Source organism: Lacipirellulaceae bacterium, from assembly GCA_040218535.1.
Lineage (GTDB): Bacteria > Planctomycetota > Planctomycetia > Pirellulales > Lacipirellulaceae > Adhaeretor.
Genome location: JAVJRG010000005.1, coordinates 1,993,977 through 2,006,948, shown reverse-complemented (window position 1 = coordinate 2,006,948; position 12,972 = coordinate 1,993,977). Strand labels below are relative to the sequence as shown.

15 protein-coding genes are annotated in these 12,972 nt (G+C 55.2%); 8 read left to right on the top strand and 7 right to left on the bottom strand.

Going from position 1 to position 12,972, the window contains the following annotated elements; genetic code table 11:
* Positions 1–279 precede the first annotated feature (279 nt).
* Together RIB44_08205 and RIB44_08200 are read left to right on the top strand one after the other, a co-directional pair.
* On the top strand, positions 280–837 hold the full coding sequence (locus RIB44_08205; GenBank protein ID MEQ8616561.1) for a hypothetical protein: 558 nt from the start codon (positions 280–282) through the stop codon (positions 835–837).
* Positions 838–986: 149 nt separating this feature from the next.
* Positions 987–2,864, top strand: a complete 1,878-nt coding sequence (locus RIB44_08200) for a hypothetical protein (protein MEQ8616560.1) — start codon at positions 987–989, stop codon at positions 2,862–2,864.
* A 309-nt stretch (positions 2,865–3,173) separates the two neighbouring features.
* Here RIB44_08200 and RIB44_08195 read toward each other — a convergent pair whose 3' ends face one another.
* On the bottom strand, positions 3,174–4,367 hold the full coding sequence (locus RIB44_08195; protein MEQ8616559.1) for a UxaA family hydrolase: 1,194 nt from the start codon (positions 4,365–4,367) through the stop codon (positions 3,174–3,176).
* 6 nt (positions 4,368–4,373) lie between these two features.
* Entirely contained in the window at positions 4,374–4,679 is a 306-nt protein-coding gene (locus tag RIB44_08190; GenBank protein MEQ8616558.1) for a UxaA family hydrolase, read from the bottom strand.
* Between the two features lie 187 nt (positions 4,680–4,866).
* On the opposite strand from RIB44_08190, the gene RIB44_08185 reads away from it, so the two are divergent.
* Positions 4,867–5,646: an SDR family oxidoreductase gene (locus RIB44_08185; protein MEQ8616557.1), complete on the top strand. Its 780-nt coding sequence runs from the start codon at positions 4,867–4,869 to the stop codon at positions 5,644–5,646.
* 21 nt (positions 5,647–5,667) lie between these two features.
* Positions 5,668–6,522 carry a fumarylacetoacetate hydrolase family protein gene (locus RIB44_08180; GenBank protein MEQ8616556.1) on the top strand — a complete coding sequence of 285 codons (855 nt, stop codon included), beginning with the start codon at positions 5,668–5,670 and terminating at the stop codon, positions 6,520–6,522.
* A gap of 178 nt (positions 6,523–6,700) precedes the next feature.
* Here RIB44_08180 and RIB44_08175 read toward each other — a convergent pair whose 3' ends face one another.
* Together RIB44_08175 and RIB44_08170 are read right to left on the bottom strand one after the other, a co-directional pair.
* Positions 6,701–7,246, bottom strand: a complete 546-nt coding sequence (locus RIB44_08175) for a peroxidase-related enzyme (GenBank protein ID MEQ8616555.1) — start codon at positions 7,244–7,246, stop codon at positions 6,701–6,703.
* Between the two features lie 35 nt (positions 7,247–7,281).
* Positions 7,282–7,761 (bottom strand): YHS domain-containing (seleno)protein, encoded by a 480-nt coding sequence (locus tag RIB44_08170; GenBank protein ID MEQ8616554.1) that lies wholly within the window; start codon positions 7,759–7,761, stop codon positions 7,282–7,284.
* Between the two features lie 184 nt (positions 7,762–7,945).
* Between RIB44_08170 and RIB44_08165 the strand changes: the two genes are divergently transcribed.
* From RIB44_08165 to RIB44_08150, 4 genes are all read left to right on the top strand, one after another.
* Positions 7,946–8,563, top strand: a complete 618-nt coding sequence (locus RIB44_08165; GenBank protein ID MEQ8616553.1) for a sigma-70 family RNA polymerase sigma factor — start codon at positions 7,946–7,948, stop codon at positions 8,561–8,563.
* Entirely contained in the window at positions 8,560–8,802 is a 243-nt protein-coding gene (locus tag RIB44_08160; protein MEQ8616552.1) for a hypothetical protein, read from the top strand. Before RIB44_08165 ends, RIB44_08160 begins: the two co-directional genes overlap by 4 nt.
* Positions 8,799–9,377 carry a uracil-DNA glycosylase family protein gene (locus tag RIB44_08155; GenBank protein MEQ8616551.1) on the top strand — a complete coding sequence of 193 codons (579 nt, stop codon included), beginning with the start codon at positions 8,799–8,801 and terminating at the stop codon, positions 9,375–9,377. The genes RIB44_08160 and RIB44_08155 overlap by 4 nt, the downstream gene beginning before the upstream one ends.
* A gap of 133 nt (positions 9,378–9,510) precedes the next feature.
* The gene (locus RIB44_08150; GenBank protein ID MEQ8616550.1) at positions 9,511–9,924 is read left to right on the top strand and encodes a hypothetical protein; all 414 of its coding nucleotides are present in this window, start codon (positions 9,511–9,513) and stop codon (positions 9,922–9,924) included.
* A gap of 81 nt (positions 9,925–10,005) precedes the next feature.
* Here RIB44_08150 and RIB44_08145 read toward each other — a convergent pair whose 3' ends face one another.
* The 3 genes from RIB44_08145 to RIB44_08135 all read right to left on the bottom strand — a co-directional run bounded on the left by RIB44_08145 (position 10,006) and on the right by RIB44_08135 (position 12,952).
* Positions 10,006–10,887: an all3515 family Zur-repressed PEP-CTERM protein gene (locus RIB44_08145; GenBank protein ID MEQ8616549.1), complete on the bottom strand. Its 882-nt coding sequence runs from the start codon at positions 10,885–10,887 to the stop codon at positions 10,006–10,008.
* 214 nt (positions 10,888–11,101) lie between these two features.
* Positions 11,102–12,031, bottom strand: coding sequence for a hypothetical protein (locus RIB44_08140; GenBank protein MEQ8616548.1), 930 nt, complete (start codon positions 12,029–12,031; stop codon positions 11,102–11,104).
* A gap of 42 nt (positions 12,032–12,073) precedes the next feature.
* Positions 12,074–12,952 (bottom strand): DUF1559 domain-containing protein, encoded by an 879-nt coding sequence (locus RIB44_08135; protein MEQ8616547.1) that lies wholly within the window; start codon positions 12,950–12,952, stop codon positions 12,074–12,076.
* Positions 12,953–12,972 lie beyond the last annotated feature (20 nt).

Genomic DNA, 12,972 nt, shown 5'->3' with positions numbered 1-12,972 from the left:
CTCTCTACACGTTGTCGTAGCCGCGGGCGAACCGCCTGTCGGCGAGTACCACTGCTGGCCCTCCTTCGGCGGATTTGCAACTTGCCCAGCTTCGAGAATCGACTATAACCCAGTGCGGCCTCACCGTAGTTTGAGTACCCAGACGCCACGAGAATTCTCAGCTTCACGCTCCAACGAAACTCAAGCTGACGCATGATTGCTTGTCCGCTTTGCTTAAAGAAACTACCAGCGGTTCGACCTGCTAAGTGGGCTGCTACCCTGCGGTGTTCATGCGGGGCGATGTTTCAAATACGCTCTCGCTTAACGCTGCCGCACCTTCCTTCGTGGGGGTTGCGTCGTACCGAGCCCATCCGCTTGCCGCCCCCGAATCAGTATTTTGCTTACCGCGAATTGCTGACCTCTCACTTTTTAGCTTTGCGAATGGGCTGCGGTGAGGTTCGTCGCAAGCGTGCTGCCGCCCTTGCGCCCGTTTGCGATCTGATTCGCTTCGGCGACGAGCATCCTGCGCCGATTCACGTCGACGGGAAACTGCTTTTTGATTCGGAGAAGAAAGAGTTTGTCACCCCCGTCGAGCAGTGCACTTGGCCCGCTGATATCGACGATTTCGAACTTTTCCACATCAACTGCGACTTTGCAAGCTGGTGCTTGGTGCGGATCGGCGATGGCCGGTTCTCCGACGCGCAGGCCCAAGGCTTTGGCTACCTCTATCAGCATTTTCCCCAAGTCCGCGGGTACTGGGGCGACGACGAGGAAACGAAGGCCGCTTGGAAACGGGCAGCCAGCGGGCAACTACCCAGCCCGCGGCGTGCACAAGTCCGGTCGCGGCTGACTTGGTAGCACCTTTTCTTGATCTTTTGGCAGTCTACAAGTAGCATCGCCTATGTTACTCACGCATGAGTTGTTATTGACGCCGGCTCCTCATTTCTGTCCTTTACGTTTTGCTGTTCATTGGCCTAGCCAATTGTTGTCGAAGAAGAGTTAGCACCATGGCCTTCGATCTGAAAATTCGACTCCGCGGAACCGCGCTCAGCCTTGTTGGTGGTCTTGTTTTCTCCACGATAAGCATAATGCCCGCTGCGGGGCAGGTGTTCGCTCCAGGGCCTTCGTTGCCCGGGTTGTTTGATACGGTTCTTGATGTGCCGAGTCCGCCGCCGGTGGGCGTTTCGGTTTCCGGCGGGGTTGGTGGGGTTGCGGGGCAAACGGCGCAGCTCAACATCAATCCCGGTGGGGCCGCGACCAACAACTTCACTGCCGCGTTCGGTGCAGAAGTGAACATCGACGGCGGTGTCGTAGGTGACAACTTCAGGGCGCTGGGCGGAAGCGAAGTGAATCTTGTCGGTGGTGTCATTGGTCTCAACTTCCGTACTGAGTCGAATCGCGTTGGCATTTCGGGTGGAAGTATTGATGACAATTTCACCGCCGACATTGCCGCTGAGGTGAACCTCAGGGGCGGAATCATCGGCGATAACTTTCAAGCACTTGCCAGTAGTGAAGTGAATGTCACTGCCGGGAACGTGGGACGCGACTTCACTGCCTCGGGTGCGGCGACGGTGAACGTCTCTGGCGGCAGTATCGGCGAGGGTTTTACTGTCACTGATGGTGCCGTGGTTAACCTCACCGGTGGGACGGTGAGCAGTGGATTGACAGTTCAAAACAACAGCACGGTAAACATCTCTGGCACGGCCGACGTTTCGATTAACTTTGATGTTAGCTCTGGCGGCGTGGCGAACATTTCCGGTGGGTCGGTGGGCCCTCTTGTAAATGCCCAAATGGGCGGTGTGCTGAACATCAGCGGCACGGCCGATGTCAGCAGCTTTGACGCCGATAATGGCGGCGTCGTGAACGTTTCGGGTGGCCAGGTGCAGGGTTCGTCCAGGGCTGAGACTGGCAGCGAAGTGAATATTTCGGGAGGAACCGTCGGCAACCTGTTGTTGGCGTTCGCTGGCAGCCGCGTGCATGTCTCGGGCGGGTCCGTCCTCGACCTCTTTGAAGCCTTTGCTGACTCCGAGGTGGAGATTTCCGGCGGAACCGTGGGGCGGTTCATGGATATCGAAGGCACCGTGGACGTGACCGGTGGGGCTTTGGACTCGAGCGCAAGAGTCTTCGCGGGTGGTGTGTTGAACATCTCGTCAGGATCGGCGGGCAACGGCATAGAAGCGCAGGGCGATTCCTCGATCAACATTTCCGGTGGCAGTCTGGGCTTCGGCACGATGGCCCGTGGCTTTAGCTTGATCAACATCAGTGGTGGCAGCGTTGCTCATAACTTTACCGGCGATTTCGGGAGTGTGGTCAACATCTCCGGCGGCACGGTCGGTGACAACTTCGAGAGCGATGGTGTCGTCAACCTGAGCGGTGGTGAGTTACTGGGAAGTTTCGAGGCCACCGCCAATGCCCAAGTGAGCGTCCTCGGTAGCGACTTCGAAGTAGATGGCGTGCCCGTGGCCGGCCTCGTGCCAGGAGTGCCGACGACCATCTTCGCGCGAGGGGGCGTTCCGTTCACCGCGACGCTGGCGGATGGCACGCCGTTTGAAATTGACCTGAACACGCTTCCTCCAAATCCAGGGGATGACTTCGTCGACTTCAATGCGATTCTTTCGGTAACGCTCGTCTCGCCCGGCGACTTTGATATCGACGGTGATGTCGACGGGCTTGATTTCCTCCAGTGGCAGCGAGGCGAATCGCCCAACCCGTTGAGCCCCAGTGATCTGGCAGACTGGCAAGCCGATTACGGAACCGGAGCGACATCGACTGCAAGCGCTACGGCGGTGCCTGAGCCCGCTTCGGCGGCGGTACTTGCTTTCGTGGTTGCGATGATTCTGACAGAGAGGCGCGGACGAGATTCTAAGGGCCATCAGCAAGTTTAGTTTTTGGCTGTCTACAACGCATCAGATTAGCTAAAAGGCACGAAGTTTCGGAAGAGTGGCACTGGCTCTGCCAGTGTTTGAATTGTTATGTGGATTTCATTCCGAGAACGCTAGGACTTGGGTAACCTATGGCCAGAGTCAAACTACAAGCCCGCAGTAAGAATCGATCAGCTTGCGGTCGCGAGGCCACAGAGCTTCTAGAATTTGTTGCCTGCTACTGGCGTCTGCACTGGCAAAGCCAGTGGCACACGGCGTTGGCAGGGTGGTTTCCTTGCGACATGTATTGTCGGAAGAATCGCGATTTCCGGGTCAGCTCACCACCGGCAAGCAACTCGGCCCGAGGGGTTCGAACTGTTTATACGTCATGATAAATTCTTGGTGGCCGAGCGACTCTGAAGCCGTTGCGTGGCCAGCGGCAGTTTCCAGTACGCAGTCGTAGATTTCTCGGCCGACTTGAGCGATGTCTGCCTTGCCTTCGAGGACTGCGCCGGCGTTGATGTCCATGTCTTCTTCGAGTCGGTGGTAGGTCTGAGGGTTGCCGCAGATCTTGATCACGGGGGAAATCGCCGAGCCAACGACGGAGCCGCGTCCGGTAGCAAAGAGGATAACGTGCGCACCGCAGGCGATGAGTTCGCCGATTTCCGCGTTGTCGTTGATGTTGGGGAAACCGAAGCGGACTTCGCCGTCGGGGACGACATCCAGCAAGTACAAGCCGCTCTGGCCGGGGAAGTCACCAGGCTTTAGTAGGCCGTTGATCGATGCTGTGCCGCTCTTGGCGTAGGCGCCCATCGATTTTTCTTCTTGAGTCGTTAGCTCGCCGACGGCGTTGCCTGAGGCAAAGCTGCCGTGGCCTAGGGTCTGATAGTAACGTCGGGCTTTCTCAACGGAGGCGGTTAGCTCGGTCGCCAGTTCAGGGGTTGCGGCACGACGGGCGAGGTGTGATTCGCAACCGACGAGTTCGCCCGTCTCTTCAAAAATGCAAGCGGCTCCTTCCTGAACGAGCTGATCGAACGCCATCCCGGTGGCAGGATTAGCGGTAATTCCGCTGGTGGCGTCCGACCCGCCGCAGATAGTTCCCACGACGAGGTCGCTAATGGACAGTTCGACACGCGGAGTCTGCTGCAGTTGCTCAAGCATCCGCTGCACACATTGTCGACCTTGTTCGATGGTCGATCGAGTTCCGCCGGTCTCTTGAATGACGAGAGTTTCCACGGGGCGCCCCGAAGCTTTGACCGTAGACGCTAGTTCGGACCGGTTGAAGCTTTCACAACCCAGCGAAACGGCCAATACAGCACCCACGTTCGGGTGCGTGCAGAGCCGGCTCATCATCTTCTGCGCGTAGGCGTTTGGGTAGCATCCGGGGAAGCCGATCAGGTGGGCACCTTGTTCCCGAAACGGCAGTGTCACCTCCCGAGCGACATGATGAGCACATTCAACGAGATAGACGACCGCGACAACATTGCGGATGCCTTTTCGCCCATCTTGTCGGAGGTAGCCTTGCATCGTTTCTCAGTGACTCGCGGTAGGAATGTAATCGCTTTGGAGGTTATGGGTATGGACGTACTCACCTGCCTCAATGTCAGTACTTGCGGAGCCGATGGGCTCGCCAAACTTAATCACCTTCTGACCAAAGCCAATGTCTACTAGAGCGATCTTCGCTCCTAGATTGACATCTTCTCGGACCGTCACTCGACTTCCATCAAAGGTTGCTTGATATCCTGCTTCTAGTGGCAGCACGGCGATCGCCACGTTGTCTGCAGGGTTGATATGCAAGAGGTGAACTTGATTCTCAGCGGCGTTGGATTCAGAACCCATAGGTTACTTCGAGAGTTTTCGTATCAGTGATTGCCGGTCGATAGACTTGCTTCGATAACCATTATCTTAACCTGAAGCCTCTGCGTGAGATAAGGTCGTGCGTGTTTTTCCCCTCACCAACGCTGGAGTAAACGACTATAAAAACTGTTGCTGGTAATCACCTTTCTTCTCCGAGGTTTCTCAAAAAATGAGTAAACGACTCACTGAGAAAGTCGCCGTTGTCACCGGAGGTGGCTCCGGTATCGGCGAAGCGATTTGCCTGCGGTTTGCATCCGAGGGTGCTCGGGTGGCGGTACTCGATCTCGACGGAGATGCCGCGGAGCAAGTTGCTGCTGAGATTGTTGAGAATGAAGGAGAAGCTCAACCTTATCCGTGTGATGTATCGAATCTGGCGAATGTTGAAGAAACGTTGGCTCGTGTAGTAGAGGATTTCGGCGGACTGACAACGCTGGTAAACAACGCGGGCATCGCACACATTGGGAATGTGGAACAGACCGGCCCGGAAGATTTGGACAAGTTGTACCAGGTCAACGTGAAGGGCGCGTTTCATTGCCTGCGAGCAAGTCTTCCGTTTCTGAAGAGCCGTGGCGGGGGATCAATCATCAATATGGGGTCGATCGCCTCGACGATTGGCATCCCTGATCGATTCGCCTACTCCATGAGCAAGGGGGCCGTATTGATGATGGCGCGCTCCGTGGCGTGTGATTATCTTGACGACAACATTCGCTGCAACTGCATCTCACCCGCGCGGGTGCATACTCCCTTCGTGGATAGTTTCCTAAAAGACAACTATCCAGGCAACGAAGCAGAGATGCTAGCGAACCTCTCCGCAACTCAACCGCTAGGTCGGATGGGGCAGCCCGAGGAGATTGCTTCGCTGGCAGTGTACTTGGCTTCCGATGAAGCGTCATTCGTTACCGGCGCAAATTTTGAGATCGACGGCGGATTCCACAACCTTAAACCTTAACCCCACGACAACGAGAAAGCGATGAAACTGATTCGATTTGGCGAAGTCGACCAAGAGAAACCCGGCCTGCAGCTTGCGGACGGAAAGCGGGTGGACTGCTCAGCATTTGGCGAAGATTACAACGAAACCTTCCTTGCCACCGACGGGCTCGCAAGACTTAAAAAGTGGTTCGCAGAGAATGAGTCAACCTGCAGCGAGGTTTCCAATGCTGTCCGTTTGGGGCCGCCAATCGCTCGCCCATCGAAAATTATCTGCATCGGCCTTAACTTCCGCGAGCACGCTGAGGAATCTGGCATGGCAATTCCCGACGAGCCGGTTGTCTTCTTCAAGGCGACCAGTTCGCTCGTTGGACCGAACGACGATTTGGTCCTGCCTCGTGGAGGAGAGAAGACCGACTGGGAAGTCGAACTGGCCGTGGTGATTGGAAAAAAAGCCAGCTATGTCGACAAGGAGGAGGCGCTGGACTACGTCGCTGGCTACGCCCTGCACAACGACTATTCCGAGCGCCATTTTCAGTTGGAAACCGGCGGCCAGTGGGTCAAAGGAAAAAGCTGCGATACTTTTGCTCCACTTGGTCCTTTTCTCGCCACGAAAGACGAGATCGCCGATGTCAATTCGCTAGCCATGCAGCTTTCGGTCAACGGCGAGCAAAAGCAAAACGGCTCGACATCAAATTTCATTTTCGACGTGCCGACAGTCGTTAGCTATCTGAGTCAGCACATGTCACTTCTGCCGGGCGATGTGATTTCTACAGGAACGCCGCACGGCGTTGGGCTGGGCTTCGACCCGCCACAGTACCTCAAGGCTGGAGATGTGGTAGAGCTGAGTATCGAGGGGCTGGGTTCTTCACGGCAGGAAGTGAAACCTTCGCGGTAGTGGTAGGCATCGGCTGGGTGACCATTTTGTGGCCTGTCTTTAGTGCCAGTCGAACTAGGCTCGCACGAGCAGAAGTCTACGATTGCACCGCCAATTTTTTGGCAATGGTGAAATCGGCATCCTAGTTAAGAAAGGCATCGCGAGTATTACACTCGCGATGCCCCACAGAATGCAAGACTTATGCACTGACCAGTTCAGGAGCAACCGGGAAGTCGATCTCGGTGTCGGCAACATGGTTAAAGTAATTAGTGAAGATGTTCAGCGCAACATTTGCGACGATTTCCCCAATCTCGCCCTCACTGAAGCCTTCCGTTTTGAGCTGATTGAAGTCAGCGTCCGTCACTTTGCCACGGGCTTGAACAAGCTTCTGAGCAAACTCAAGAGCTGCCTGTGACCGACCCTCGGCAGCAGAAGCTTGTCTCGCCGCTAGCGCGGAGGTTTCGTCCAAGCCGACTCCTTTACCGATCGCCGTATGCGCTGAGACGCAGTAATTGCAAGAGTTCGCCTCACCGACAGCTAGAGCAATTTGTTCTCGCAGGCGGGCCGGAAGATTTCCGGTCGCTAGAGCTTGGCTGAATCCGAGATAGGCGTTGGCAACTGCCGGAGCCTGGGCCATGGTCGAGATCAGGTTTGGAACTCTTCCCATCTTCTTCTTGACGGTGGCTAAGATTTCTTGCGTTTTCTGATTGGCCGTTTCAATTTTCACAGGATTGATTCTAGGCATGTGATTACTCCTTTGAGCAGGTTTAACGAGTTGAGCTATTTGTTGACTTTTTTCCAGTGTGCTGCAGCTTTCTTCACCTGCTCTTTCTCCTGGCCCTTGTTCCAAAGCTTTAGGGCGTCAACCTTCTTGTTCCTCAGGAACACATGGAGTTTGCCATCAACAATCTTGAAATTGGTCGGGTCAACGGGAAACTTATCGCCAATCGCCATTCCGAAGGCACACCAGCCACCATAGGCGGGTACGTATTTTTCTGGATTCTTCAAGAACTCAGCCTTGGCATCTGCGTTCACGAGGTAATAGATCACTCCCTTGTGGTCGACCGAGTATTCCTTCTTTCCCATGACTGGATTATTTACTGCGAAGTAAGCCACGGGACAGTAGCCTTCGAGCGCCAAGCCGCTACTCGGAATATTGTTGTTGTTCAGGTACGCACGCGATTCTGCCTTTGCTGAATTCGCCGCTAAACCCAGCAAGAGGGAAAGAGCCAACATCGCTGTTTGTTGAGTGGTCTTCATTTCGGATTCTCCATTCTGAGGTGGAAGGGATTTCAATACCCCTTGAGGTGGTCGAATCGGAGCGAATCTTACCTGCCAACTAAAAATCGCATTATTATTCTTCTAAAGGTAAGATCTCCGTGTGCTAGAACACCATAGGTCGGGTGCTGGACTTGTCCTGACGAAATCGCAGCGATGATAAGATATGACGCAAGCTTTGGGCCAAGAGTGGGTAACAAAACTCTCGAATTCTGGAGAGGAGCAGGAGAGTGCTCTCACTGAACTTCGTGAGCTCTTGCGGAGGCGACTCGAGCGAGCCTTCTACTCGAATGCGAAAGTTGATGAGGCCTTTATTGAGGATGCGGTTCAAGACGGACTCCTAGCAGTCCTTGACTCATTGAACGACTTCCAGGGCCGTAGCCAGTTCACGACTTGGGCAACGACGATCACGATTCGCATCGCAATGACCGAGATGCGAAGACGGCGCTGGAAAGACGTGTCGCTTGATCAGCTCCAAGAAAGCCAGCCGACGGCCATTCGGCAGAGCAGTTCTGGGAGTAGTGCTGAAGGAGAGATGCAGCGTGCCCAAATGATCGAGAAGATGCAACAAATTATTCGCGAGCAACTCACGGATAAGCAACGAATTGCACTGCAGGCTGAACTTCAGGGCATGCCGCAGGAAGAAATTGGACGTCGCACCGGGAGCAATCGAAATGCGATCTACAAACTGGTTCATGATGCACGAAAGCGTTTGAAGAAGGGTATGCTTGAAGCCGGGTACTCTCGCGAGGACTTGGCCCCCAACCAAAGGACATCACGATGAAGATCACTGACGAACAAGTTCAAGCTTTGCTCAGCATGCTCTCCAACACCAAGGATGATGAGGCTGATTGCGGTCAGTGCATGCAGCACATGGCTGAGTTCGCTGAGACAACTCTTTCAGGGAAATCAATCCCTGCAGGATTACAGCGTATCGACGAACACCTCGAAAGCTGCGGTGAATGTCGGGAAGAGTTCGAAACCTTAAAAGCAGCCCTCGGCGAGGAGATGGCGAACCCATGAGTACCGTGGATTCTTTGCTAAGTGAAATCCGCGATTGCCGTGAGTGTGAAGCAGAGTTGCCGCGAGGACCACGCCCAATTCTTGCAGCGCATAAGGCTTCACGCATCTTGATTATCGGGCAGGCACCTGGGGCACGCGTGCATGAGTCGGGGGTTCCTTGGAACGATCCTAGTGGCGACCGACTCCGCGACTGGATGGGCATCACGAGTGACGATTTCTACGATCCTCGTAAGGTGGCTCTCGTGCCGATGGGGTTCTGTTATCCGGGTACTGGTCAGTCTGGTGACCTGCCTCCTCGAAAAGAGTGCTCTGCACTCTGGCATGAGCGATTACTTGGGCAACTAGAAGCTGTGAAACTGACCTTGGTCATTGGTCGTTACGCGCAAGCGTATCGGTTAGGAAAGCGAAACAAGGCAACACTGACGAAGACCCTGCAGGCTTGGAGGGAGTTTAGACCTGCAGCGATCCCCCTCCCGCATCCGAGCCCGAGAAACAATCGGTGGCTTAAGAATAACCCTTGGTTTGCGAGCGAAGTATTGCCGTATCTCAGGCGTCGAATTAAGAACCTGACATAAGCACCTACTCGCGCATTGAACCTCTTGTATTGCGCAATTGCCGCTTGCTTGAAGTAAGATTCTCGTACTCTTCAGCACCTCATCTCCTGAGAGCAGGGAACTTCCCTGGCTCCTTAACTCCAGGCGAAACTAAATGATTCAAGGAGATATCGAGATGAATGTGCGATTTGTAACGAAACGTATTCACGCTTTCTTGGACTATCCGGTTGCTTTTAGTTTGATGACGGCTCCACTTTTGCTCGGTTTAGGAAGTTCTCATCCAATGGCGAGGTGGCTTGCAATAGGTACAGGAATCGCTGCGCTTGTTCTTACGTTGCTAACGAATCATCATTTGGGAGTGTTTCGCGTCTTGCCATACAAGTTGCATCTTGCCGTGGACTTCGCAGTTGGTATTACCTTTTGGGTTGCGCCTTTTGTTTTTCGTTTTTCAGGTATTGATGCTTGGTACTACTGGGCAAACGCAGGGGCTGTGCTACTCGTGGTTTCGTTGCATAAGCCGGCAACTTCAGAGGCGGCTGATGAAACCTCTCAGCTGGTCGCAGCGTAAGTGGCGCTACGTAATATGAAAAGAAGGCTCGGCAACACGTTTCCAAGTTGTCGAGCCTCCACAAGCTTTCTTGAGATCGCGTTATCTTCGGCGAATTCCACAAACCGGAATCGTCGCGAACGCTGAGAGCACGAGCGAAGACGGCTCGGGGATAACGGAGAAGTCGAAGTGGAACGTGCCGCCCGACATGTACGTGCCGCTATTGTCGTTAAGCTGGAACGATGCAGAGTAAACGCCTGGCGGGGCATCGGCAGCTGTATAGAACGTCGGTGTAAAGTTGCCAGCGTTGTCGAAGATCGGTGCGGTGTCACCGACTTCGTCCATCAACACGTTGCCGGCAGAGTCGCCGACGGCGAGGCCTGGCGTGATACCAACGAGTTCGATTTCCAGATCAAGGTTATCGAGCGCCAGCGTGAAGTTCTGGCTCTCGCGGGTGTACATGTAGTACGCCGCGTTACCTAGGGTCGTGGTGCCGGCCTGACCGGTCGGGCCGTAGCCATCCGTATCGGGAATCGTTGTGTTCTCGCGAATCTCCAGATTCCCGTACTCGGCGTCGGCTGACCCGGCCCCCATGCCGCTAATGAGCATACCGTCGTAAGGCGAGCCCGAAGGTGCCGCGGCAAGTTCTAGGCTCAGCCCCGTGTAGGTTTCCGGCAAACGATTGTTCCCATTGGTAGGTACGACCGTCGTACTACCAATGTCACCCGACAAACTATAGTTGCCAATTGGGTGGTAATGGCTGTTCTCTACCGTGGTCAAACTCAAATGGTTAAACAGAAGCGTCACGCGGTTATGGTTCGGGTTAACCTGACCTGTGTACGGGCCGAAGCCCACGAATTCGTTGTTGTCGATGCCAATGTAGTAGTGCGAAAGATCGCTGGTGCTTACCGCATCTGCCCTTGTGGCTGCCATGCCTAAAGCGGTGCAAGCGAGGATGGCAAGGATAGTCTTCGTCTGAGTCATGAGAACGTATTACTTTCTTGGAGAGATAAAGGGATGTTCACAGCACGCGGCGTTCCGGTTCACGAACCGACAGAAACCGCTTGCTAACGTGGTTGGCTTCAATGGAACATTCAACGTATTGATTGGTGCGAATGTCCCTACTTCGAAAGGTCATCTAAGTGAGTGGCTGCGGTCACCTCCTCTCGGAATAAAGTTCGTTGAACGATGGCGATAATCACTTCCTTCTCGGGAGTAGCGCAAGCACGCTAAGACCCGCTGTAAACAACAAAAAGGCCTCTGGCTCTGGAACCGCCAGCGCACTGACGGTTGCCGCCGATCCCTCGCCGTAGTTCGTCTGCCACTGCATCAGTGCGTTGTCGCCGCCCAACGCAACGTGATCTCGCTGCCAGGCCAGGAAGTCATTGCCATCCACAGAGTTGTCCCCGTTGAAATCCCCCGGGATGGCGTCAACGAACAGCGAATCAACACGCGCGGTGACCCACGCTGCGGCGGGCTGAATGTCGGGCAGTATGGAGACTTCGGGCGTCGCCCAAACCATGTAGAACGGGTCTGAATCTTCCAGCCCGGCGATCTTCAATCGCATTCCCAGCACGTAGATGCCCGCTGCGGGCAAGCTGGTGTTCAGTCCGTCGCCGTTGTCGTCGAGAAAGAAATCGAGATGTTCGTGAATCGTCCCATTGGGAGGCGTGGGGGCGATGATGCTGCCTTCCTCGACATCGGAAGTGCCATGCGCGGTGGCGGAGCCGTGGATCCCGAAGAGGGAGAATTCATAGTCGTTCGTGGCCGTGGGGCCAAACTCGGGCGAAGCACTGTTGCCATCCCAATACAGCAAGGTTGAGCGATGGCCGGCATGTGGGCCTGAGTCGATCGTGAGAGGCAAGAACTCCCAGCGGAGTTGCTGGTTGCCAGGCAGTGGGTCGAGTCCAAGGACGGAAATGAATCCCGGGTTGTTGACGGTATAGTCGCTATCGAAGCGGGCGAGATGCACAAGTCGTTCACTAGCGCTCTGCGAGATGAAGTCGTACTCTCCAACAGCCGCTTTTCCGTTGGCATCAAACACAAGGATATCGATGTGTTGAGCGACGGCAGATGAAGTCGACAGCAACATCAGAGAACAAAGCAGTAATTGTTTCGGCTGAATCATGTTGGGACACAATCGATAGGGAAGGACTCTGCTGAGACAGAGCTATTGGGGGGGAATGACAAAGTTGAATCCTGCGTCGCACCACTCGGCGATTTGCTCTGCCGCGATGCCACGCACGCTACCGTCGGCATACAGGTAGTTGGCTACCGAACCTTGATGCCGGTTGACAGCTAGTTCTCCTGGAAAGCTGCCATCCGGCTCTCCGGCGACCCGTCGCCAGACGGCTCGTTCTGCAGGAGAGTTGCGGGCCAGATTCACCTCGCTGAACCACTCGTAGGTGTGGGCGTGGTCGTAGTTATTGAGAATCGCCCACGTTGTGGCCTCAATAGCGACGATGGTTTGGGAAGTGGACTGAAGCTTGTTGAAGTTGTCGACGAGCCCGGCATTTCTTTTCTCCCAGGCGGCCAGCACGGGGGGCGGCGCACCTTGCGGGCTTGGGCCGGGTTCGCGGAGGTAGCCGTTCATCGCATAGCTAGAGGGCGCGACAACCCGCTTGTCGCCATCATCGATTGCCGCTCCGGTCGCATCGGTTGCCTGCCGTCGGATGCGATAGGTCCCCTCAACCAGTTCGAGGTGTTCCGGACAGACCCGGATCGCATCAACATTTTCAAGGTAAGGCGCGAGCGTCTCGATCCAGGAAACATCCTGGGGATTCACGCCCGCGGGCAAGTCGTGGACGTGGCCCGCCAAGTGCGGCCAATGCCCGCGATGGACATCCACGAATTGCAGGACTGCTAGCCCAATTTGTCGCAGATTGTTCGCGCACTTCGTCCGACGGCTCGCAGCTCGGGCTGCTTGCACGGCTGGAAGCAGAATTGCTATCAGCGCTCCGATGATCGCGAAGACCACTAGCAGCTCAATCAGCGTGAAACCTTTCCTGCCGTTAGCTGCCCTGGGTAATTCGCTTTCGGACCATCGGATCCGTGATGGCGCGACCCGCT

Bases quoted from the DNA above. Each gene is read 5' to 3' on its own strand.
- RIB44_08155 (MEQ8616551.1), top strand. From the start codon at position 8,799: ATGAGTACCGTGGATTCTTTGCTAAGTGAAATCCGCGATTGCCGTGAG.
- RIB44_08170 (MEQ8616554.1), bottom strand. From the start codon at position 7,761: ATGAAGACCACTCAACAAACAGCGATGTTGGCTCTTTCCCTCTTGCTG.
- RIB44_08205 (MEQ8616561.1), top strand. From the start codon at position 280: ATGTTTCAAATACGCTCTCGCTTAACGCTGCCGCACCTTCCTTCGTGG.
- RIB44_08145 (MEQ8616549.1), bottom strand. From the start codon at position 10,887: ATGACTCAGACGAAGACTATCCTTGCCATCCTCGCTTGCACCGCTTTA.
- RIB44_08200 (MEQ8616560.1), top strand. From the start codon at position 987: ATGGCCTTCGATCTGAAAATTCGACTCCGCGGAACCGCGCTCAGCCTT.
- RIB44_08150 (MEQ8616550.1), top strand. From the start codon at position 9,511: ATGATTCAAGGAGATATCGAGATGAATGTGCGATTTGTAACGAAACGT.
- RIB44_08185 (MEQ8616557.1), top strand. From the start codon at position 4,867: ATGAGTAAACGACTCACTGAGAAAGTCGCCGTTGTCACCGGAGGTGGC.
- RIB44_08195 (MEQ8616559.1), bottom strand. From the start codon at position 4,367: ATGCAAGGCTACCTCCGACAAGATGGGCGAAAAGGCATCCGCAATGTT.
- RIB44_08160 (MEQ8616552.1), top strand. From the start codon at position 8,560: ATGAAGATCACTGACGAACAAGTTCAAGCTTTGCTCAGCATGCTCTCC.
- RIB44_08175 (MEQ8616555.1), bottom strand. From the start codon at position 7,246: ATGCCTAGAATCAATCCTGTGAAAATTGAAACGGCCAATCAGAAAACG.
- RIB44_08165 (MEQ8616553.1), top strand. From the start codon at position 7,946: ATGACGCAAGCTTTGGGCCAAGAGTGGGTAACAAAACTCTCGAATTCT.
- RIB44_08180 (MEQ8616556.1), top strand. From the start codon at position 5,668: ATGAAACTGATTCGATTTGGCGAAGTCGACCAAGAGAAACCCGGCCTG.
- RIB44_08190 (MEQ8616558.1), bottom strand. From the start codon at position 4,679: ATGGGTTCTGAATCCAACGCCGCTGAGAATCAAGTTCACCTCTTGCAT.
- RIB44_08140 (MEQ8616548.1), bottom strand. From the start codon at position 12,031: ATGATTCAGCCGAAACAATTACTGCTTTGTTCTCTGATGTTGCTGTCG.